Source organism: uncultured Catenibacterium sp. (assembly GCF_900540665.1).
GTDB lineage: Bacteria > Bacillota_I > Bacilli_A > Erysipelotrichales > Coprobacillaceae > Catenibacterium.
The window spans coordinates 1-21,273 of sequence record NZ_UQGV01000035.1 but is presented as its reverse complement, the minus strand read 5'-3'; the positions used below and the strand labels follow the sequence as shown (position 1 = coordinate 21,273).

The 21,273-nt window shown below is 32.1% G+C and carries 18 protein-coding genes and 1 other annotated feature; of the genes, 7 read left to right on the top strand and 11 right to left on the bottom strand.

Annotated features, from left to right (window positions below):
- Positions 1–215: 215 nt before the first annotated feature.
- Together QZQ55_RS06035 and QZQ55_RS06030 are read right to left on the bottom strand one after the other, a co-directional pair.
- The gene (locus tag QZQ55_RS06035; protein ID WP_295091121.1) at positions 216–1,643 is read right to left on the bottom strand and encodes a 6-phospho-beta-glucosidase; all 1,428 of its coding nucleotides are present in this window, start codon (positions 1,641–1,643) and stop codon (positions 216–218) included.
- 122 nt (positions 1,644–1,765) lie between these two features.
- Positions 1,766–2,524 carry a MurR/RpiR family transcriptional regulator gene (locus QZQ55_RS06030; protein ID WP_295091119.1) on the bottom strand — a complete coding sequence of 253 codons (759 nt, stop codon included), beginning with the start codon at positions 2,522–2,524 and terminating at the stop codon, positions 1,766–1,768.
- A 158-nt stretch (positions 2,525–2,682) separates the two neighbouring features.
- Between QZQ55_RS06030 and QZQ55_RS06025 the strand changes: the two genes are divergently transcribed.
- Genes QZQ55_RS06025 through QZQ55_RS06015 form a run of 3 tightly spaced genes read left to right on the top strand, consistent with a single transcriptional unit; the run spans position 2,683 to position 4,593 of the window.
- A complete protein-coding gene (locus QZQ55_RS06025) occupies positions 2,683–2,991 on the top strand; it encodes a PTS sugar transporter subunit IIB (RefSeq protein ID WP_022425378.1) in 309 nt (102 codons plus the stop codon).
- A 55-nt stretch (positions 2,992–3,046) separates the two neighbouring features.
- Complete coding sequence (locus QZQ55_RS06020; protein ID WP_295091118.1) at positions 3,047–3,550, top strand: hypothetical protein; 504 nt, start codon at positions 3,047–3,049, stop codon at positions 3,548–3,550.
- A gap of 2 nt (positions 3,551–3,552) precedes the next feature.
- A complete protein-coding gene (locus QZQ55_RS06015) occupies positions 3,553–4,593 on the top strand; it encodes a bacteriophage abortive infection AbiH family protein (RefSeq protein WP_295091117.1) in 1,041 nt (346 codons plus the stop codon).
- 23 nt (positions 4,594–4,616) lie between these two features.
- Here the strand turns inward: QZQ55_RS06015 and QZQ55_RS06010 are convergent, their stop codons facing one another.
- The 5 genes from QZQ55_RS06010 to QZQ55_RS05990 all read right to left on the bottom strand — a co-directional run bounded on the left by QZQ55_RS06010 (position 4,617) and on the right by QZQ55_RS05990 (position 9,905).
- The gene (locus QZQ55_RS06010) at positions 4,617–5,540 is read right to left on the bottom strand and encodes a sugar phosphate nucleotidyltransferase (RefSeq protein WP_363128272.1); all 924 of its coding nucleotides are present in this window, start codon (positions 5,538–5,540) and stop codon (positions 4,617–4,619) included.
- A 115-nt stretch (positions 5,541–5,655) separates the two neighbouring features.
- Positions 5,656–6,759: an acyltransferase gene (locus tag QZQ55_RS06005; RefSeq protein WP_295091115.1), complete on the bottom strand. Its 1,104-nt coding sequence runs from the start codon at positions 6,757–6,759 to the stop codon at positions 5,656–5,658.
- Positions 6,760–7,023: 264 nt separating this feature from the next.
- Complete coding sequence (locus tag QZQ55_RS06000) at positions 7,024–7,308, bottom strand: Dabb family protein (RefSeq protein ID WP_295091114.1); 285 nt, start codon at positions 7,306–7,308, stop codon at positions 7,024–7,026.
- 3 nt (positions 7,309–7,311) lie between these two features.
- Positions 7,312–8,103 (bottom strand): Mrp/NBP35 family ATP-binding protein, encoded by a 792-nt coding sequence (locus tag QZQ55_RS05995; protein ID WP_295091113.1) that lies wholly within the window; start codon positions 8,101–8,103, stop codon positions 7,312–7,314.
- Between the two features lie 431 nt (positions 8,104–8,534).
- The gene (locus tag QZQ55_RS05990; protein WP_295091112.1) at positions 8,535–9,905 is read right to left on the bottom strand and encodes an aldehyde dehydrogenase family protein; all 1,371 of its coding nucleotides are present in this window, start codon (positions 9,903–9,905) and stop codon (positions 8,535–8,537) included.
- A 260-nt stretch (positions 9,906–10,165) separates the two neighbouring features.
- On the opposite strand from QZQ55_RS05990, the gene QZQ55_RS05985 reads away from it, so the two are divergent.
- Both QZQ55_RS05985 and metG read left to right on the top strand, forming a co-directional pair.
- Positions 10,166–11,425, top strand: coding sequence for an ATP-binding protein (locus QZQ55_RS05985; RefSeq protein WP_295091111.1), 1,260 nt, complete (start codon positions 10,166–10,168; stop codon positions 11,423–11,425).
- Positions 11,426–11,573: 148 nt separating this feature from the next.
- Positions 11,574–11,763 (top strand) — a binding site (T-box leader).
- A gap of 38 nt (positions 11,764–11,801) precedes the next feature.
- Positions 11,802–13,730, top strand: coding sequence for a methionine--tRNA ligase (gene metG, locus QZQ55_RS05980; RefSeq protein ID WP_295091110.1), 1,929 nt, complete (start codon positions 11,802–11,804; stop codon positions 13,728–13,730).
- A gap of 26 nt (positions 13,731–13,756) precedes the next feature.
- On the opposite strand, the gene QZQ55_RS05975 is transcribed toward metG, so the two are convergent.
- Together QZQ55_RS05975 and QZQ55_RS05970 are read right to left on the bottom strand one after the other, a co-directional pair.
- A complete protein-coding gene (locus QZQ55_RS05975) occupies positions 13,757–15,139 on the bottom strand; it encodes a helix-turn-helix transcriptional regulator (RefSeq protein WP_295091109.1) in 1,383 nt (460 codons plus the stop codon).
- Between the two features lie 4 nt (positions 15,140–15,143).
- A complete protein-coding gene (locus tag QZQ55_RS05970) occupies positions 15,144–16,592 on the bottom strand; it encodes a helix-turn-helix transcriptional regulator (RefSeq protein ID WP_295091108.1) in 1,449 nt (482 codons plus the stop codon).
- Positions 16,593–16,834: 242 nt separating this feature from the next.
- On the opposite strand from QZQ55_RS05970, the gene QZQ55_RS05965 reads away from it, so the two are divergent.
- Both QZQ55_RS05965 and QZQ55_RS05960 read left to right on the top strand, forming a co-directional pair.
- Entirely contained in the window at positions 16,835–17,980 is a 1,146-nt protein-coding gene (locus QZQ55_RS05965; protein ID WP_295091107.1) for an anaerobic ribonucleoside-triphosphate reductase activating protein, read from the top strand.
- A gap of 4 nt (positions 17,981–17,984) precedes the next feature.
- Positions 17,985–20,351 carry a ribonucleoside triphosphate reductase gene (locus QZQ55_RS05960; protein ID WP_295091106.1) on the top strand — a complete coding sequence of 789 codons (2,367 nt, stop codon included), beginning with the start codon at positions 17,985–17,987 and terminating at the stop codon, positions 20,349–20,351.
- A 62-nt stretch (positions 20,352–20,413) separates the two neighbouring features.
- On the opposite strand, the gene QZQ55_RS05955 is transcribed toward QZQ55_RS05960, so the two are convergent.
- Together QZQ55_RS05955 and QZQ55_RS05950 are read right to left on the bottom strand one after the other, a co-directional pair.
- The gene (locus QZQ55_RS05955; protein ID WP_295091105.1) at positions 20,414–20,809 is read right to left on the bottom strand and encodes a DUF6120 family protein; all 396 of its coding nucleotides are present in this window, start codon (positions 20,807–20,809) and stop codon (positions 20,414–20,416) included.
- Positions 20,799–21,134, bottom strand: coding sequence for a PadR family transcriptional regulator (locus QZQ55_RS05950; protein ID WP_129981938.1), 336 nt, complete (start codon positions 21,132–21,134; stop codon positions 20,799–20,801). Before QZQ55_RS05950 ends, QZQ55_RS05955 begins: the two co-directional genes overlap by 11 nt.
- Positions 21,135–21,273 lie beyond the last annotated feature (139 nt).

Genomic DNA, 21,273 nt, shown 5'->3' with positions numbered 1-21,273 from the left:
AGTCGAGGTAGTTCACTATTAATCCTAAATTTTGGGTAAAAGAATAGGGGATAGACCTGGCTTGGTCAATCCCCTTAATTGCTATCAAAGTTAGTTTGAAATTATCATGTAAATGTAGCGCCGTATACGAGACTCGTTACGTACGGTGCAATGGGAGGCACAGTAATATTGATTAATATTAGAATTGATTCTATTTCTCGTCTACCCTATTATGATTAATTGTCTAAGTCTTCACCGTTAGTTGCAATGACTTTTTTATACCAATCAAAAGATTTTTTCTTTATGCGTTTAAAAGTACCGTGGCCATCATTATCTCTATCAACATAAATGAAGCCATATCTCTTTTCCATTTCACCTGTTCCATTAGAAATAAGATCTATACATCCCCAAGTTGTATATCCCATTAAATCAACACCATCTTCATCCACTGCATCTTTCATTGCTTGAATATGTTTCTTTAAGTATTCAATACGATAGTCATCTTGAATAGAACCATCTTCTTCAATCTTGTCTTTGGCCCCCAAACCATTTTCGACAATAAACAATGGCTTTTGATAACGATCATAAATTTCGTTCATAGTAATTCTTAATCCTAAGGGATCAATTTGCCATCCCCAATCACTTGTATCTAAATATGGATTAACAACTGAAGCAAAAATATTGCTTTCTGTTTGTTTTCCCTTGTCAGGATTAGCACTAGAAACACGAGATGAGTAATATGAGAAGCTAATAAAATCTACTGTATTCTCCTTTAAAATATTTACATCATTCTCTGCAAATGGTATTTCTGCATTTCTTTTTTCAATCCATTTTAAGGCATAGTTTGGGTAATAGCCTCGTGACTGCACATCAATAAACATATAACTTTCTCTATCATCGCAAATTGATTTCCAATAATCTTCAGGATTACATGTTTCAGGGTAATAAGAACCCGCAGCAAGCATACAACCTATCATATTTTCAGGATTTATCTCATGAGCTAATTTTGTAACTAGAGCACTTGCAACTAATTCATGATGTGCGCAGGTAATCATGGCTTGGGTTTTATTTTCACCTTCTTTAAATCTTAATCCTGCTGCTACAAATGGGAAATGAAGAATCATATTGATTTCATTAAAAGTGAGCCAGTATTTAACTAAACCATTATATCTTTCAAATAATACTTTGGCTAATTTAACAAAACAATCAATCATTTCTCTATTACGCCAGCCACCAAATTTATGAATTAAATGCATTGGGCAATCAAAATGATTAATTGTGACTAATGGTTCAATCCCATATTTTTTACATTCTTTAAAAATATTTTCATAAAATAATAATCCTTTTTCGTTAGGTTCCAACTCATCACCAAGAGGGAAAATTCTTGTCCAGGCGATAGATAACCTAAAAGTTTTAAAACCCATTTCTCCCATTAAAGCAATATCTTCCTTATAGTGATGGTAAAAATCAACGGCTTGATGACTTGGAAAATAATGATCATCGATTCGATCTATCCACTTTTCCCCAGTCCCAATCGTATAACGATCTGATCCATGGGGCATTAAATCTACATTGGCTAAACCACGACCATCTTCAAATATGCCACCTTCAACCTGATTCGCAGCAGTGGCACCTCCCCACAAGAATCCTTCTTTAAATCCCATATTAAGTTCCTCCTCTATTTATTTTGACACAAACAATTATAACTATCTCCATATTGTTTGGCTTCCTGTCTATAGAATAGAGGATGAGATTGAAGAAAGCAAAAAAGTTTCCATATTGGAAACTAGTTTTGTAATTCTAGCAATAGAATATCTATCATGTACTTAATGATATATTCACTGTATTTTTCATCGAGCAGAGGAACGATTATTTGTTTTTGACATAATGTAATACTTTCATTACATGTAATAAGCCATTGATCAACATGAGATTCTTTTATGCGTTTAATGACACGCTTATTATAATGGAAAGAATGCCCATTTGTACTTAGTACAATTAAGATATCATTATCTAGAAAATGATAATTCTTGTTAAAATCAGCATCACAGATAATTGTTTGAATATCATATATTTGAAGTTCTCTTTGGATATTATAACAAACAGATCTGACATCACCGTGTGCATATAAATATACTTTATTTGCCTGCTTGATATCTTGTACAAGTTTTTGAATTGACTTCAAATTAATATGATTGATCATATATTGGATATTTTGAATGAAATCTTTAGTAAAATGCATCACATTTGTTTCAAAACTTTGATGAGGGTTTAAGAATTTTTTTCTTTTTGAGATTAAATCTAAATATTGAATACACGCATTTTTAAAATCTTCATAGTTTTCATAATCTAATTTTCTTATGCATTTTGATATTTGACCTTTAGAAATTAAAGATTCTTTTGAAATGTCATCAATGCTTAGATTTGGAATTCTATGGATATTCTTTTTAATATAAAAGCATAATTCAAGCAAAGTTGTACTTGAAGAATGACTATTTAAATAATCGTTTACTTTATCTATAATCATTGTATCAACTCCATTCATACATTAGTTTATCATAAATGATCTTGAGTGACTATAAGCAGGGGATAGTGAAGCATTTTCAGTAATTATAAAAAATGATTTTGGTGAATAAAAAACACTTTAAAGGCAACGGTTGCAGTATTATAATGATTACTAGGTGAATTAGGAGGATAATTGGTATGGTAAATATTATGTTGTGTTGTGCTGCAGGTATGTCTACAAGCTTACTTGTTGAAAAAATGAAGAAAGAAGCAGAAAAACAGGGTATTGAAGCAAATATCTGGGCAGTTGGTGCTAATGAAGCAAAAGCAAATGGCGCTAAAGCAGATGTTGTATTACTTGGCCCACAGGTAAGATATCTTGAAGCAACTGTAAAAAAGGAAGTCGCACCAACTCCTGCACAGTTAATTGATATGCGTTCATATGGTCGTATGGATGGCGCTGCAGTACTAAAACAGGCTATGGACTTAATTGAAGCAAATAAGTAATGAAATCCGCATATGCGGATTTTTTTGTTTTATAATAGTGATAGAGGTGAGCATGATGGAAACAATATCGATTACCAATAGAGGAACTATACATAAGTTTGTAGATGATGTATTTATTGATACAATAGAAAATATCTATGCTTTATGTGGTTTGAAGATTAATTATTATGGTGTAAGTATTGCACATAAGAATACCGGTCAGTTAAAGAAATATAAGAGAGGAAAAGTATTACATAACTATCTATCAAATAATAAATTGGAAAGAATCAGTTTCTTTTCAGTACCGAATGATTTTGTGACAGTAGCATATGATTTCCTCCTATCTATTTCTATTAACTATAAAAATAACTTTATAGCAGCTACGTTTGATGAAAGTATAATTAATCATAAATATATTGAAGAAATTAAAACAATATTAGATAACTTCATGTCAAAACCTTATATACAGGAAATATATACGATGGATAAAGAAGAAACGCCGTTATTATATACGATGGGAATTAAAAATGATTTCAAGACAGTAAAAATACTTTCGAGTGAAGTATTGAAGGAGGAATAATTATGAATCTTCTTGTATTAGGGAATGGCTTTGATTTACTACATGGTTTGCCAACAACCTATAAAGATTTTATAGATTTTACTACTATGTTTCGTATGTCATTAGAAAAGAATGATATATCACATCTTGATTGTGATACACGTATGGTGGACTTTATTCTCAATATTTCTCCTGAGTTATCCAATGAATTAGAGTCTCTTATTAAAGATAATCTTTGGCTCATTCATCTTGAAAAAGAAACAATAGGAGAGGGCTGGAAAGATTTCGAAAAAGAGATGTCTGAAGTGATTCAAAAACTTGATGTGATTAGATTAGAATGTGATACCCAGTTTAAGTCAGGAAAGAAGGTTGCAAGAGTGAATGAATATTTAGGTACATCTCTTCTTGATTTCTGGGGAGATCGTTGTTCTTTTATTTCTATGAAACCTATAAAAGAATTAAGAGATATCCTCATTTACGATCTCTTACGTCTTACTAGATGTCTTGAAATATATCTGGATGCATTTGTGAATCATTTAGATACTCCAAAATATGTAGAGAAACTACAAGTATTGAATATAGATAAAGTATTAAGCTTTAATTATACAAATACGTTTGAACGTCTCTATGGTAACTCAGAAGTGGAATATGATTATATTCATGGTAAAGCAAATCTTGAACATGATATAGAAACATGTGATCTTGTCTTAGGAATAGATGAATATTTAACAGGAGATCGAAAAGATCAGGATAACGAATATATTGAATTCAAGAAATTCTACCAGCGTATATTTAAAAGGACAGGATGTCGTTATCTCACATGGCTTAAACAATCCCAGGAAGAACGCCTCAATATCTATATCTTTGGTCATTCTCTAGATGTCACTGATAAAGATATATTGAGACAGCTTATCCTTGCTCGTCATGCCCATACTACCATATTCTATATTCATAAATCAGACTTAAGGAATCAGATTAAGAATCTCGTTAAGGTCATAGGGGAGGATGAATTGATTGAACGTGCCTATGGCTCTCATATCACAATACATTTCAAGAAGGTATAAGAAAAGACTCCAAATGTGGAGTCTTATTTAATATCGCTGAATAAATCAGGAGAATATATGTTGTTGTCAATTAATTCTTTAAATGATGCTTTTACAACAGGTGCATCTTCTTTATATGTTACACCAAACCATGAATCCTGTACTTCTAATACTTTAACACTTAATTTATTATCTCTTAATAGTTCACCAATATAGATAGGTAATAAATATTCATCTTTTAAAGGATCCTTGATATTTTCAAAGAATTCTACAAAACCTTCTTTTAAAGTATTTACGAATTCAGGAGTTAATCCCCAGAAGTTCATAGATACATTCACGTTAGGATCAATTTCTCTATCTCCTACACGTGCACCAGTAGATGTCTTTTCAATATTCTTAGTTTCTTCTACATCTGTTAAGTATCCTTCATCATTAACAGCACAGATACCTCTAGTGACACCACCATTATCACTTAAAGTGTTCTTTAAGATAAATCCTGCCATAGCTAATTTTTCTGGATGTTCAGGTGTGTAGTCTAGTAAGAAATCATGAATTTGTACAAATGCTTCCTTGCCATAATAATCATCAGCATTAATAACTGCGAATGGTTCATGAATCAAACCATCGCATGCAAGAACAGCCTGTCCAGTACCCCAAGGCTTAGTACGTCCTTCAGGACATTCAATCCCTTCTGGTAATGCCTTTAAATCCTGGAATGCATAAGCAATCTCTACATCATACTTCTTTGCGACTTTTTCAATACGATCACCAATGACTTCTTTGAAGTCTGCTTCAATATCCTTACGGATAATAAAGATAATTTTGTTGAAACCTGCTGCAATGGCATCATGGATAGAATAATCCATAATGATTTCACCATTAGGTCCAACTGGTTCTAACTGCTTGATTCCTCCACCAAAACGTGAACCAATTCCAGCAGCCATAATTACTAAAGCTGTATTCATAATATAATCCTCCGTTAAACATGATAATTATATTATATAACGAAAATTGTGTAATAGTTATGTAATTAAAAAACTCAGGATAATTCCTGAGTTATATTAGATAAAAATCATTACTATTTCAATCAAAAGTTATGATGATTTTTTGGTATTTATCATATATTTTCTTGGTGATTTTGTAGAATCCTAATTTGTCAAACACATATATTCTGATTATTTCAACAACTGTACATAGAGTAAATAACAATATAACAGAAACTAAAATAATGAGCAAATAAGATACGAGTGGCGTGTTTTTATAAGGTGTTAAATACTTCCAGCAGTAGTTTAAAAAGAATGGTGTGAGATGAATAATATAGACTCCAAATGTTGCACCACTTATTTTTGAAATAAGTGTGTTGCTTCTTATATTTAACTTTGAGAAATAGAATACAAAACATATTGATTCTATAAGTACAGTTGGCGAAACATATAAATAGAAGATATCTACATAAATCTCATGACCAAATAAGAATGTTGTCATTTTTACAAGTAATATTTTTGCGATAAAAGTAGATAAACCTGACAACAATCCAATAAGTAATACTTTATTTCTTGAAATATCCTTCTTTATATAGAATAGCTCTTTACCATATAGTTTAATTCCTGCACCTGTAAAATATAGGACTGTGATCCATAAGAAAGAATAACCATTATTAAGACCAAAAACCTGTTCTCCATAAATTGATGCAAACCATCCTATAATACAAAAGATGGAAAAAGTCGTCATTATCATTCTCCTAAACTGTTCTATTGTCAGATGATTGATGATCCAGTTATAGAGAGGTATACACCAGAACATGATAAAATAAGCAGTAAAATACCAGAATTGATTCGTAATGATGGGAAAGAACGTCCCAAATAATAATCTCTTAGTAAAATCCTGTGGATAATATATTTTAATTAACATAGTGCTTATGATCAGGTAGAAAACAACCTGTATCCATAAATCAACAATACGATAGACCTTTGGATTCTTATTAACCATTAAGTAACCAGTGATAATTGCATAAATATTGACAGCACAATAACATATTGCCTCAATCATATTAGTAATAAATCCCTTAGGTGTTAATATATGTGCTTCGTAATAATTCATTCCAAATAGTAAGACATGTAGTGTCACAACCATAAGCATAGAAACTATTTTCAATAGTTCTATACCTGTATTTCTTTTGTTTTCCATTATTAATTCCCTTCCATAAATAATAGTTTATTTCCCCTTGTAAGCAGTATCATTATAATTATTATGGTTGAGTTAGACAACACTATTATTCAAAGCAATAAAAAAGTTCGAGTAACTAAATAGACTTGGGATTAACTCAAACTTTAAAAATGCCAGGGGTGTGACTGGCATTACTTTTAGGCTATAAACTTTTTATGGGCAATTTTTAAACCCCTTACTACGTGATAATTAAAATATAGGAAACCCCCAGTTATTTTAAATTACCTAGATATTAAAGTCTACACAAGCTCTTACTTCCGCATTTTCTTTCGCAATCTTTGCGACAGCTAAATGTCTAGGATCATTTGCATAGCTAGCAAGATCTTCCATATTATCAAATTCCATAACTAATGAAACATCATATGTTTCATTAGGGTTCACATTTCTCCCAACATGTAAAGAACGGATACCATCAATCTGTCCTACAAGTCCTTTTAATCCATCTACAAACTGATTCTGTAGATCTTCTGTACCTTCTTTAAATTTCCATACAACAACGTGCTGAATCATTTTCTACTCCTCCTTCATTAATTCATTCACTATAGGCATAAGTTCCATCTGTGTAATTGTTTCAATAAGACCTGCATCTACTACTTTAGTAATTGCAGGATCTATTGGAAGACGACATACAGTAGAAATATTAAACTTCTTCGCAATTTCATCTATATGACTTTCACCAAACAAATAATGTTTATGTCCACAATCAGGACAGATATAATAACTCATGTTCTCAACAAGACCTAGAATAGGAATATTCATCATCTGTGCCATATTCACTGATTTTTCTACAACCATGCTGACAAGTTCCTGTGGTGAAGACACCGTAATAATACCATCTACAGGAAGAGATTGGAAGACTGTTAAAGGAACATCTCCTGTTCCTGGAGGCATATCTACAAATAAATAATCTAATTCACCCCAATATACATCAGTCCAGAACTGAGTTACTGTATTAGATATTAAGCTTCCTCTCCATACAACAGGATCAGTAGGATTATCCAGCATCAAGTTTAAAGAAACAATCTTAATACCTGTACGTGTTTCAGCTGGGATAATACCTTTATCACATCCATAAAGCTTTTCAGTCAGACCAAAAGCCTGGGGAATAGAAGGTCCTGTAATATCCGCATCTAGAATACCGACATTATAACCAATACGGTTCATCATGACGGCAAGTAATGATGTCATTAAACTCTTACCTACACCACCCTTACCACTTGTAACTGCAATAACATGTTTAATATGGGAATTCTTGTTGAGATCTTTGTGGAGATCCTTATTAAAATACTTATCATATTCACCCATTTTACTCACCTCATCTACTATTATACATGAAATAAGATAAAAATGCTGATTAACGAACTGAATAACCAGCATACATGGTGATTGCAAATAAGATCATTACACAAACAATCTTAGAAATTGCCCAGACGATTTCGTATTTCATTGTGTCTCTCCTTTTCTATATTCAGTATAGAATAAGAAGAGAAATACAAATATCATTACAGATATAAGAATAAATGAAGATTAAGTAAAAAAACTAGAGAAATTAATCTCTAGCTTACAATCAATGAGTGGCGGATAGAAGTATAGTTCCCATAATCATAACAGCAACTAATTTTGAACCTAACCAGTATAAATTGTACTTCATATCCATCACCCTTTCTTTTACTACACTCAGTATAGTAAAGAAAGGGTTAAGAAGAAATCACACTCACATTAAGTGTTCGTAAGTATTACTTTAAGAAACGTTTGATCCACTTCATCTTATCATCAGTAAGTGGATAATATCTAAATGGTAAATCGATACGTGTGCTCTTATGTAATACAGAACGACGATGAGAGAATGTCTCAAAAGTGAACTTACCATGATAATAACCAATACCACTTGCGCCTACACCACCAAAAGGCAATGTATTAGTTGCAAAATGACTGACTGTATCATTAATACAAGCGTCACCAAAACTACATAAATCTAGAATTTTATTGGCATGATATGAATCATTAGAGAATAAATAAAGAGCAAGAGGCTTATCATGACTATTAATATACTGAATCGCTTCTTCAATTCTATTGTATTCTACAAGTGGAAGAATAGGTCCAAAGATTTCTTCTTCCATTAAAGGATTATCAAAATCTACATCATTCACAATAGTAGGTGCAATCTTTAAATGTTCTTCATCCACTTCTCCACCAATAAGAATATCCTGATTCTCTAATAACTTCTTTAAACGATTAAATTGTTCTTTATTGATGATCTTACATAAGTCTTCACTCTCTAATGGATGTTCACCAAAGAACTTCTTAATATATTCTGCAGCATAATCAATAAAGGCTGCTTTCATAGTATCTTTGATTAATATATAATCAGGCGCAATACAAGTCTGACCAGCATTCAAAAACTTACCGAATATAATACGTTTCGCTGCAATCTCCATAGGAATCATATCAGTTAATATAACAGGAGACTTACCACCTAATTCTAATGTGACAGGTGTTAATGTTTCTGCCGCCTTCATATAGATTTCTCTACCTGCTTTCTTACCACCAGTAAAGAAAATATAATCAAAAGGTAAATCAACAAGTTCCTTAGAAACCTCTAAACCACCCTCAGCACAATAGGCATGTCCTTTATCAAAACATGTATCAATGAGCTGCGCTACAATAGCGGAAGTATGTGGTGTCTGTTCACTTGGTTTCACTATTGCACAGTTACCTGCTGCAATAGTACCAATAAGTGGTTCTATCGCAAGTAGGAATGGATAGTTCCAAGGTGAAATAATAAGTGTTACACCATAAGGTTCATAAATCGTATAAGAGCGAGAAAAGAACTGATGAAGAGGTGTCTTTACCTTTTCCTTCTTTACCCATTTCTTAATATTCTTTAATGTATATGTACAGGCTTCAAGAGTGAGTCCTATTTCTGTCATATAGGATTCTCCTCTAGATTTACCTAAATCTTTCTCTAAAGCATCTTCTATTAAGTCCATATGGTCTTTAATCCATAGCTTAACACGTTTTATTGCATCTATTCTTAAACTTACATCTCTAGTCATTAATGTGTCATAATACGTTTTTTGGTCATTAAAAATCTTTTCTAAATCCATATCTATCACTTCCTTCTTTAGTATTCTAGTACCTTTCACATTCTAATACAACAGACGAATATAATTCACATAATTCAAAAAACATACTAGATATGATAAGTGAATTGAATGTGAATAAGATAAGAAATTTGTGTGTAAATAAGTTGTCAGATAACCTTATCATGTGGAAGGACTTTTGTTTGAATTAATTACTTTCAAAAAATTAAAATAATTTCATTTTTGAAAGAGGCATCTTGTTCATATTGTCTTAGAACAGTATAATGAATGTAGAGGTTCAGTTTCAAAACTATAAAAATTTTAAACTTTTGAAAGTGGGTGAGTATATGAAAACAATTGTAAGAAAGAATTATCTCAACAGGATCATTGAACTAAAGGATACACCGGATATCAAAATCATTACTGGTATTCGTCGTTCTGGGAAATCTAAACTAATGCAGGCATACATTGAATACCTAAAAACAAATTACGATAATATCAATATAATTTTTATTGATTTTATGGATTTGAAGTTTGAAGAAATCAAGGAATATCATGCACTCCATTCTTATGTAGAACAACATTATGTAGCAGGTAAAATGAATTATCTCTTTGTAGATGAAGTTCAGATGTGCCCGAAGTTTGAGTTAGCTATTAATAGTCTCTATTCTAAAGGAAAGTATGATATCTATGTAACTGGTTCTAATGCTTTCTTGTTGAGTGCTGATCTAGCAACTCTCTTTACAGGACGATATATTGAAATACATGTATTTCCTTTCAGCTTTCAAGAATATTGTGAATATTATAGTGATGTGAGTGATAAGGACAAGCTTTTTGATGAATACTCTTTTAAAGGTGGTTTGGCAGGCTCCTATTTATATCCAAATGATAGGGATAGGGTTACTTATATTAAGGAAGTCTATGAAACTATTGTGACAAGAGATCTAGTTCAAAAGTATGCTTTACCTGATACAACTGTATTACAAAGACTAAGTGAATTTTTGATGGATAATATCAGCAATTTAACTTCTCCAAATAAGGTGAGTCAGCTTTTAACTGCGAATAATGTATCTACAACTCATGTGACAGTACGTAAATACATTAAATACTTATGTAATACTTTTATTTTCTATGATATTAAGAGATATGATATTCGTGGTAAGAAATATTTAGAAAGTTCTGAGAAGTTCTATTTGTGTGATACAGGTATTCGCTATGCTATTTTAGGCAGCAGAAATATGAATTATGGCAGAGTGTATGAGAATATGGTTTGTATTGAACTATTGCGTCGAGGTTATGATGTCTACGTTGGAAAACTATATCAGAAAGAGATAGATTTTGTAGCACAAAGAGGTAGTGAAAAAATCTATATTCAGGTGAGTGATAATATTTCAGCACAGGAAACTTTTGAGAGAGAATATTCTCCTTTACTACAAATTAGAGATGCATATCCTAAAATGATTATTGCAAGAACGAGACATCCAAAGTATAGCTATGAAGGTATTGTGATTTATGATATTGCTGAATGGTTATTAGAAGAGTAAATGCTTTAATGGTTCACTTTCAATACTTTAAAAATATTCAACTTTTGAAAGTGAACCTTTCTGTGAATTATTCACTCCTACCTCTTATAATGTGAGGACTTACAACCCTATCATTGACAAGGTTGTAGAAATTTGTTAAAGTTTTAAAGTAAAAGCAATGAACAGAAGAGACTAGAGTGAATGCATAGAGAACTTATGGCTGGTGTAAATAAGTGTGAAGCTTTAGAAAGATGGTCTGGGAGCTGTTATCTCTAATAGGGATAACCGTAACTCGCGTTAAGAGATTGAGTGACACGTAAGTGTAAAAAAGGTGGTACCGCGATAATTTCGTCCTTTATTAAGGACGTTTTTTTATTTTCAGGAGGGAGCAGATAATATGAAAGATCCAAAAGATTTTTATTTAACAACCGCAATTACTTATACTTCAGGTAAACCTCATATTGGTAATACTTATGAAATCGTATTAAGTGATGCAATCTGCCGTGCTAAGAGACAGCAGGGCTATAATGTACGTTTTCAGACTGGTACAGATGAACACGGACAGAAAATCGAATTAAAGGCTAAAGAAGCTGGAATTGAATCAAAGGAATATGTAGATAAGGTTGCTGCAGAAGTAAAGCGTATCTGGGATATGATGGATGTAACTTATGATAAGTTCATTCGTACAACTGATGAATACCATGTAAAACAGGTCCAGAAGATCTTCAAGAAACTTCATGATAAAGGTGATATTTATTTAGGTCATTATGAAGGTAAATACTGTACTGCATGTGAATCATTCTTTACAGAATCACAGTTAGTAGATGGAAAATGTCCTGACTGTGGAGGAGAAGTTCATGATGCTAAAGAAGAAGCATACTTCTTTAAATTATCTAAATATCAGGATCGTTTAATGCAGTATTACAATGATCATCCAGAATTCATTCAGCCTGAATCAAGAAAGAATGAAATGGTGAATAACTTCTTAAAACCAGGTTTACAGGATTTATGTGTATCAAGAACTTCATTTACTTGGTCAATTCCTGTAGACTTCGATCCAAAGCATGTTGTTTATGTATGGATTGATGCATTAGTAAACTATATTACTGGATTAGGCTATGATTTAGATGGTAATAGCGATGAATTATTCAACAGATACTGGCCTGCAGATGTACATGTTATTGGTAAGGATATCGTAAGATTCCATACTATTTATTGGCCAATCATCTTAATGGCATTAGATTTACCTTTACCAAAACAGGTATTCGGTCATCCTTGGTTATTAATGGGTGATTCTAAGATGTCTAAACATTTAGGAAACGTGATCTATGCAGATGATTTAGTAGATCTATTTGGTGTAGATGCTGTCAGATACTACTTATTACATGAAATCCCATATGATAACGATGGTTCAATTACTTGGGATTTATTAGTAGAACGTATCAACAGTGATTTAGCTAATATCTTAGGTAACTTAGTAAACAGAACAATCGCTATGTGTAATAAATACTTTGATGGTGTTGTCACTAATACAAATGTATGTGAACCAGTGGATGATGAATTAAAATCAATCGCCCTCGCAATGCCAGGAAAGACTATTAAGTTAGAAAATGAATTCAAACTTGCAAAGGCATTGGATGAAATCTATGTATTATTAAGACGTACTAATAAGTATATTGATGATACTATGCCTTGGGCTCTCGCAAAGGATGAAACTAAGAAAAATCGTCTTGCAACAGTACTTTATAACCTTATTGAAGCAATCAGATTCTCAGCTATCGCATTAGAACCATTTATTCCTGGTACTTCTAAGAAGATCTTAGATATGATCAATACAGATGAAAGAGATATGATGAAGCTAGATACTTTCGGTTCATATAAATCAGGTACTAAAGTCACTGATCATCCAGAAGTATTATTTGCTAGATTAGATCCTAAGGAAGTAGCTAAACAGGTTGAAAAGTTAACTCCTGCTAAGCCAGTTGTTCCAGAAAAGAAAGATGAAACTCCAGAAATTACTATTGATGATTTCGCTAAGGTAGAATTAGTTGTTGGTGAAGTAAAGAAATGTGAAAAGCATCCTAAAGCAGATCGTCTTCTTGTATCACAGATTGATATTGGTGGAGAAGTAAGACAGATTGTTTCAGGTATCGCAGATAGCTATTCACCAGAAGATATGCCTGGTAAGAAAGTTATTGTAGTGAAGAACTTAAAACCAGCTAAATTAAGAGGTGTAGAATCTCAGGGTATGATCCTTGCAGGTGGCACTAAAAAATCTATTAAAGTATTAGAAACAGATTTACCAGCAGGTACAAAAATCAGCTAACATAAAAGAGTGAACTTTAAACTGGTTCACTCTTTTAAATTCTCTAATTGTGTAATATAGCTATCAATGATTTGAAATGCTTCTTCTTTACTGAAACATTTTTCTTCTAATATATATTGATAATAGTCATTAAATGCCATGACAAGACTGGCTTCATGAAGTTGAATTGTTTTGAAGGTACCACTGGCTGCTACCATCTGGAAATAGAGTGTATTCATATTCATGACTATAACCAAGAAAGACATATTATCATATTCGGGAACATCTACAAGCTGTACAGAATAGGTATTCATGAAGTTTTTCAATCTACGTAAGATTTTTATTCTCTCATCAATTGTCAGGGGGTGATAGAGTGGTTGTGGAAAATCGATTGTATAGCCTGTATCCACAAAATGGCGTAATCCTTGAAGTGTATAGAGTGCAGATAGATGATCAAGATTACGTTTTAAAAACTTTTTTAAATACATTGAATGTTTCTTAAAGGATTTAATAAGGTCATTGTCTTTTAAAGAAACTGGAAATGGATCGTCCTCTTGATAGACTGCACCAATAGAAGGTGCATAGAAAATACAATTGAAATCTTCTATCATATCACTTTTATTATCCTTATTAGTGATTAAACACTTTGTTTCCTTTAAATATTGATTAAACAGTATTTCATACGCATCATATGTTTCTCCTTTTTCATAAAGAATACCACTTGAATGATCTGCTGTATAAATGAGAAGATATCCAGTAGTAAGAATCATATTAGGAAAGAAACAAAGATGGTTATTGATCGCATTGATTTCATTATAGTAATAATATGGACTATAGTGATCATTATTAAAGATTAAAGGCATAATGTTTGTAAGAACACTTAAGTTATAGAACTTGGTATCTTTTGTTATTTCATTTGTATTATTTAAACAGAATAAATGAGTAATAGGTATATGAGAAGAGACTATTCTTAATAAATAGAGTGTATGAGTAGGCTGACCCAAGATCCTTATATGAGGGTCTTTTTCTTTGCTTTCTAAGAGAGATAGTTCATATAAGAGATGTTCTACATCATATTTATTAGTATAGTGTCCTGTCTTTAAGATAGGGTTTAAGGTATCATTGATCGCAAAAGAACGATTATCAAATAATGTAGCTTCCTTTAGAAATGAACTTACATGCTGACGACAATAATAACGGAACTCTCCTATTCTATCTATTTCAAACGCATTTAATAATTCTTTCTTTTCATCATTAGTAAGATAAAGATATTGACTCATCTTTAGAATAAAATCACGACTTGGTGCTTTACGTTCTCCTCTAATAATCTTATAAAGAGTAGAACGGTCCATCTGGAGATATTCAGCACATCTTTTCACATTCGTTTTCTTATTCTTGATATATTCAGATAATAATTGAGATACATACATACGATTACATCTCCTTTTTGATCATTTCTATACATTCATCAATGAGTTTCATTTCATCATCTTTACTATAGGCATTCTTTATAACTACATTGTCAATAAAGTCTTTAAATGCTTCTACAAGGGTGATTTCTTTAATAGAGATATTAGCAAGTGTACCGGTTGAATCGGATGCAATTATATAGAATGATTGATCACTTAATTGAAAGTATGTCGTAGACGTTTCCGAAAGATAAGGCATATCTGCCATCATGACATGAGTATTCTTCTTACAGAATTCTTTCCATTTTGTGATTAATAGTAATCTGTCTTTTAAAGAAAGAGGATTGAAGAGTTCTGGGGGAATATCATGGAGATACCCAGTCTTGGCTGTATAGCGTAATCCCTGTAGTGTATAGATAATATGGAATATATCAGAATGTTGAGGATAGAATATCTCATTCCAATAATATCCAAATTTTTGGAAGTCTTTAATAAACTCCTCTTTATTAGGAAAGAAGTCTTTTAATGCCTTACGCATAATGGATAAATCACTCTCTTCAAATACATAAGTAGGACATGGTGTTGTCATGATCTCCTGCGTAATAACATGAGTATCAAAGAATGTCTGCGTGTCTGCAAGATAGTTTGTCCATGAATCACGTGTCATAAAGCATTCTGTTTCTTTTAAATAAGCATCAAATTTCTCTTTATAGGCATTCACAATCTGTGGAAGTTTATAAAGTATTCCCTGATTATGATCATTTGTATAAGTAAACACATAACGTGTTGTAATCATCACATTAGGATAGAATACATCATGTTCATTCATGATAGATACATTGCTGTAGTAGTAATACGGATGATAATTCTTATTACGTAAGATGACAGGTAATAGATTATTTAAACATTTTAAATTATAGAATTCATTATTCTTCGTCTGTTTCTGTGAGTTATCTAGATAGAATAAATGAGTCATAGACATGTTTGATGAAAGGTGATTAAAAGAATCAAATATAATAGACATCTCATAAGGCTGTTCCATGATTCTTACATGAGGGTCTTCTTCTCTTAATTCATAAGAGTATAAAGTATAGAGTATATGTTCTACATTGATTTTTCCTTTATAAACATCATCTATAAGTACTTGGTCATTCTGTACCTGTTCTGTTATGTGATAATGATGATCTAATACATGATCTGCTTCTTTAAAGAAAGTCTGAATATGTTTACGGCGATAGAAAATAAATGCACCTATTGTATCAATCTCATAAGCATCTAACAACTGTTTTGTTTCTTCCTGACTTAAACAAAGATATTGTGCCATTCTTTTCACTAATGCTTCATTTGTAGCTGGTCTTTGGCCTTTAATAATCTTATGCAGGGTAGAACGATCAATTCCTAGATATTGTGCAAATTGTGTTATATTTGTTTTTTTCTTATTTATATAGTGTGTTAAAAAATCTGATAGAGACATAAATCCTTCCCTCCTTACTAATAAATTATATCATGTAAGCGTTACATATAGATATAACCAAATATTTTTTTAACTCCTGAATATAGGTTTTATCGCATATAACTTTGATACATTATTTTTTTAATTGGTTTATACTGAGTATAGGAGATGATAATGTGCAAACATTTTCACAACAATTGCATACGTACTCTTTTGGTGCTAGACTTAATATAGTTGGATAGTCAACTAAAGAGGTGAGAAAGATGGATAAGAAAGAGAACTTCATGAGTGATAATGCATTACTGTATCGTGCGGCTATTAAATATTATGATAATAGATTAAAGAAATATGATATAGGTTATGGACAGGTTGTGAATTTGATGATGATTCATGAACATCCTGGTATTACTATGAAGGAATTGTCTTCAAGTGGTTCTGTGGATAAAGGAACAATCACCAAGAGTGTATCTAAACTGCAGGAGGCAGGTTATATTCGTGTAGAAGAGAATACTCTTGATAAACGTTCTAAGAAGCTCAAAACAACACCTAAAGCAAAAGATGTGATTGCAGAAATGTATCTTGCAAGAAAAGACTGGTGGTCACATCTAACATCTGATCTAACTTTAGAAGAAGTAGATCAGTTAGAAAAGACAATGCATCTATTGGTCAAGAAAGCGATAGAAGAACCAGCTTATCAGAATCATTTCCGTATCTTTGGTTTTCAAAAGCTCACTCTTCTAGATTATCCAGGAAAGATGGCATGTACTCTATTTACTGGAGGATGTAATTTTAAATGTCCTTTTTGTCATAATTCTGATTTGGTTTTCTTGCCAGAAAATATGGTGGAGATTGAACAGGAAGATGTCCTTGAATTCTTAGAAAAGAGAAAGAATATATTAGAGGGTGTATGTATTACAGGTGGAGAACCTTTATTACAGGCTGGTATTGTGGAATTCTTAAGAGTAATCAAGGATATGGGGTACTCTATTAAATTGGATACAAATGGTTCTTTTCCTAATAAGTTAAAAGAACTTGTAGAAGAAGGTTTGATTGATTATGTGGCAGTAGATATCAAGAATGCTCCTAAGAAATACAATAAGACAATTGGTTTAGAAGGCTATCGTCTTGATTCTATTAAAACAACAGTTCAGTATTTATTAGAAAATCATGTGGACTATGAATTCAGAACTACAATCATTAAAGAATTTCATACAGAAAATGATATAAGATTGATTGGAGAATGGATCAAAGGTGCTAAGCGTTATTATCTTCAAAACTTTGAAGATAATGAGAATGTGATTCAAGAAGGTTTACATGCATGCTCATTAGAAACACTCCAGAGTTATAAAAAGATTTTAGAAGAATATGTTGATGAATGTGAAATCAGAGGGATAGAAGAAAGGATATGATAATATGTACCAGGTCATTAAAAGAGATGGTAAGATTACAGAATTTGATTTAAAGAAAATAACCCGTGCGATTGAAAAAGCATTTATTTCATTAAAGAAAGAATATCATCCATGTGTGATTGATATGCTTGCATTAAAGGTCACAAGTGATTTTGAAAAGAAAATTAAGGATCATAAGATTGCGGTAGAAGATATCCAGGATAGTGTAGAGGATATCTTATCACAGGCAGGTTATAGTGATGTGGCGAAGTCTTATATTCTTTATCGTAAACAGAGAGAGAAAGTAAGAAATATGAAGTCTACGATTCTTGATTATAAGGATCTAGTGAATAGTTATGTGAATGCAACTGACTGGAGAGTGAAAGAGAATTCTACTGTCACTTATTCTGTTGGTGGGTTGATTCTAAGTAACAGTGGTGCGATTACTGCAAATTATTGGTTATCTGAAATATATGATCAAGAGATTGCAGATGCACATAGAGATGGTGATTTTCATATTCATGATTTAAGTATGTTAACAGGATATTGTGCAGGATGGTCTTTAAAACAATTGATTCAGGAAGGTTTAGGAGGTATTCCTGGTAAGATCACATCTAAACCAGCTAAACATCTTGCATCATTATGTAACCAGATGGTGAACTTCTTAGGTATTATGCAGAATGAATGGGCAGGTGCTCAGGCTTTCTCTTCTTTTGATACTTACTTAGCACCATTTGTAAAGGTAGATCATCTTCCTTATGATCAAGTTAAGAAATGTATTGAATCATTTATTTATGGTGTCAATACACCTTCACGCTGGGGAACACAGGCTCCTTTCTCTAATATTACTTTAGATTGGACAGTACCAAATGATTTAGCTGAACTCAATGCGATAGTTGGTGGAAAAGAAATGGACTTCCGTTATAAGGATTGTCAGAAAGAAATGGACATGATCAATAAAGCCTTTATTGAAGTGATGATTGAAGGTGATGCGAATGGTCGTGGATTCCAGTACCCTATTCCTACTTACTCTATCACAAAAGATTTTGATTGGTCTGAAACAGAAAATAATAAACTATTATTTGAAATGACTGCAAAGTTTGGTACACCCTATTTCTCTAACTATATTAATTCAGATATGGAACCAAGTGATGTCAGATCAATGTGTTGTCGATTAAGACTTGACTTAAGAGAATTAAGAAGAAAGAGTGGAGGATTCTTTGGTTCAGGTGAATCAACAGGATCAGTAGGTGTCGTTACTATTAACCTTCCACGTATTGCTTATTTATCGCATAATGAACAGGAATTCTATGAAAGATTAGATCACTTAATGGATCTAGCTGCAAGATCATTAAAGGTAAAAAGAGATGTGATTAGTAAGTTATTAGAAGAAGGTCTCTACCCTTATACTAAACGTTATTTAGGTTCATTTAAGAATCATTTCTCTACTATTGGCTTAGTAGGTATGAATGAAGCCACACTCAATGCGAACTGGCTTAAAGAAGACTTAACACATACAGATGCACAGGAATTTGCGAAGGATGTATTAAACCATATGCGTGAAAGATTAGTGATCTATCAGGAAGAATATGGTGACTTATATAACCTAGAAGCAACACCTGCAGAATCTACATCTTATCGTCTTGCGAAACATGATAAGAAGAAATATCCAGATATCATTACTGCCACTAAAGAGGGTAATACACCTTACTATACAAACTCATCTCATTTACCAGTAGGTTATACAGATGACTTATTTACTGCCTTAGATATTCAGGATGAATTACAAACTCTCTATACATCAGGGACTGTATTCCATGCCTTCTTAGGTGAAAAACTACCAGACTGGAAAGGTGCTGCAACACTTGTAAGAAAGATTGCAGAAAACTATAAACTTCCTTATTATACTATTTCACCTACTTATTCTATTTGTGAAGATCATGGATATCTTGTAGGTGAACAACCTATATGTCCTGTATGTGGTAAACCAACAGAAGTATGGAGCCGTATTACAGGTTACTATAGACCAGTTAAGAATTGGAATGAAGGTAAAGCACAGGAATTCAAGGAACGTAAAACATATGATATGGGTCACTCAGTACTAAGTGGCAGACATATGAAGAAAATCAAAGAAGAACAGGTAAAACCTGTTATACAGAATGAAAAGCTTTATTTATTCACAATGAAAACATGTCCTAACTGTCGTATTATTAAGAAGATATTAGAAGATGAACATGTAGACTATGAATTAATAGATGCAGAAGAACAAGTAGACCTCACAAAGAGATTCTCTGTTATGCAGGCGCCTACTCTTGTCGTTGCGAATGATAAGAGCTATGCGAAATATGTGAATGTGTCTAATATTAGAAAATATATAGAAGAAAGATCATAACCAAAGTGGGCATCACTAAAAGTGATGCCCATTTCTTTTAAAGTAAAAAGAAGACTGTGAGATCATTTGATTTCATAGTCTTCTTTGACTTCTATTGTTTCTTCAAAATATCCATCTTTTGAATCTCTTACCTCTTCAAAAGTCTTTTGGTAGATATATGCTTTATAGCATAAGAATACCATTAATACAACTAACGCAACTGATAAGAAATTCTTTAATAATCTTCTTACCTTTGCTTTTTCAATCAGGCTGTCCATATCTTCCTGCTCATAGTAACTAATAATAACTTCCTTGGGTGTACCAAGTCTTTCTACGACTTCATCATATGTCATATCATGAGAACCATCATCAATATTATCTATGAGTTTTCTTATATATTCTTTTTCAGATTTACCATAAGAAGCAAATAGATACTTACATTGTTTAATATACTTTTTAACATTTTTATTATAAGTCATGCTCTTCCTCCATAAATGTATCAATAATACTTGTCATCTCTTTGTATTCTTTATATATGCCCTCTAGGTACTCTTTTCCAGATGGTTCCAAATGATAATATATTCTTGTCATTCTCTTTCCAACAAGCTTCTTTTCACTTGATATATAGCCTAGATCTTCAAACTTATAAAGAACAGGATACATACTTCCTTCTTTGATATCTATCTTACCATTTGTAAGTTCTTTAATGGAATGAGTGATCTCATACCCATAACAATCTCTTATTGAAAGAATCTTAAGAAATAACATTTCTAACTTAAAAAAGTTATTATTCTTTTTTGGCATAAGGCTACCTCCATAGAAATAGTATCATGAATATATTTGTTAGACAATATATAGAAAAACTATATAGTCGTTGACAAAGATACAGGCGCCATGATAGATAATATGAAATGACCTCCTAGTTGTCAAAACGTGGATTTAA

What these genes read in the sequence shown, in the direction of transcription:
- QZQ55_RS06035 (WP_295091121.1), bottom strand. Translation starts at nt 1,643, where the DNA reads ATGGGATTTAAAGAAGGATTCTTGTGGGGAGGTGCCACTGCTGCGAAT.
- QZQ55_RS06030 (WP_295091119.1), bottom strand. Translation starts at nt 2,524, where the DNA reads ATGAATGGAGTTGATACAATGATTATAGATAAAGTAAACGATTATTTA.
- QZQ55_RS06025 (WP_022425378.1), top strand. Translation starts at nt 2,683, where the DNA reads ATGGTAAATATTATGTTGTGTTGTGCTGCAGGTATGTCTACAAGCTTA.
- QZQ55_RS06020 (WP_295091118.1), top strand. Translation starts at nt 3,047, where the DNA reads ATGGAAACAATATCGATTACCAATAGAGGAACTATACATAAGTTTGTA.
- QZQ55_RS06015 (WP_295091117.1), top strand. Translation starts at nt 3,553, where the DNA reads ATGAATCTTCTTGTATTAGGGAATGGCTTTGATTTACTACATGGTTTG.
- QZQ55_RS06005 (WP_295091115.1), bottom strand. Translation starts at nt 6,759, where the DNA reads ATGGAAAACAAAAGAAATACAGGTATAGAACTATTGAAAATAGTTTCT.
- QZQ55_RS06000 (WP_295091114.1), bottom strand. Translation starts at nt 7,308, where the DNA reads ATGATTCAGCACGTTGTTGTATGGAAATTTAAAGAAGGTACAGAAGAT.
- QZQ55_RS05995 (WP_295091113.1), bottom strand. Translation starts at nt 8,103, where the DNA reads ATGGGTGAATATGATAAGTATTTTAATAAGGATCTCCACAAAGATCTC.
- QZQ55_RS05990 (WP_295091112.1), bottom strand. Translation starts at nt 9,905, where the DNA reads ATGGATTTAGAAAAGATTTTTAATGACCAAAAAACGTATTATGACACA.
- QZQ55_RS05985 (WP_295091111.1), top strand. Translation starts at nt 10,166, where the DNA reads ATGAATGTAGAGGTTCAGTTTCAAAACTATAAAAATTTTAAACTTTTG.
- metG (WP_295091110.1), top strand. Translation starts at nt 11,802, where the DNA reads ATGAAAGATCCAAAAGATTTTTATTTAACAACCGCAATTACTTATACT.
- QZQ55_RS05975 (WP_295091109.1), bottom strand. Translation starts at nt 15,139, where the DNA reads ATGTATGTATCTCAATTATTATCTGAATATATCAAGAATAAGAAAACG.
- QZQ55_RS05970 (WP_295091108.1), bottom strand. Translation starts at nt 16,592, where the DNA reads ATGTCTCTATCAGATTTTTTAACACACTATATAAATAAGAAAAAAACA.
- QZQ55_RS05965 (WP_295091107.1), top strand. Translation starts at nt 16,835, where the DNA reads ATGGATAAGAAAGAGAACTTCATGAGTGATAATGCATTACTGTATCGT.
- QZQ55_RS05960 (WP_295091106.1), top strand. Translation starts at nt 17,985, where the DNA reads ATGTACCAGGTCATTAAAAGAGATGGTAAGATTACAGAATTTGATTTA.
- QZQ55_RS05955 (WP_295091105.1), bottom strand. Translation starts at nt 20,809, where the DNA reads ATGACTTATAATAAAAATGTTAAAAAGTATATTAAACAATGTAAGTAT.
- QZQ55_RS05950 (WP_129981938.1), bottom strand. Translation starts at nt 21,134, where the DNA reads ATGCCAAAAAAGAATAATAACTTTTTTAAGTTAGAAATGTTATTTCTT.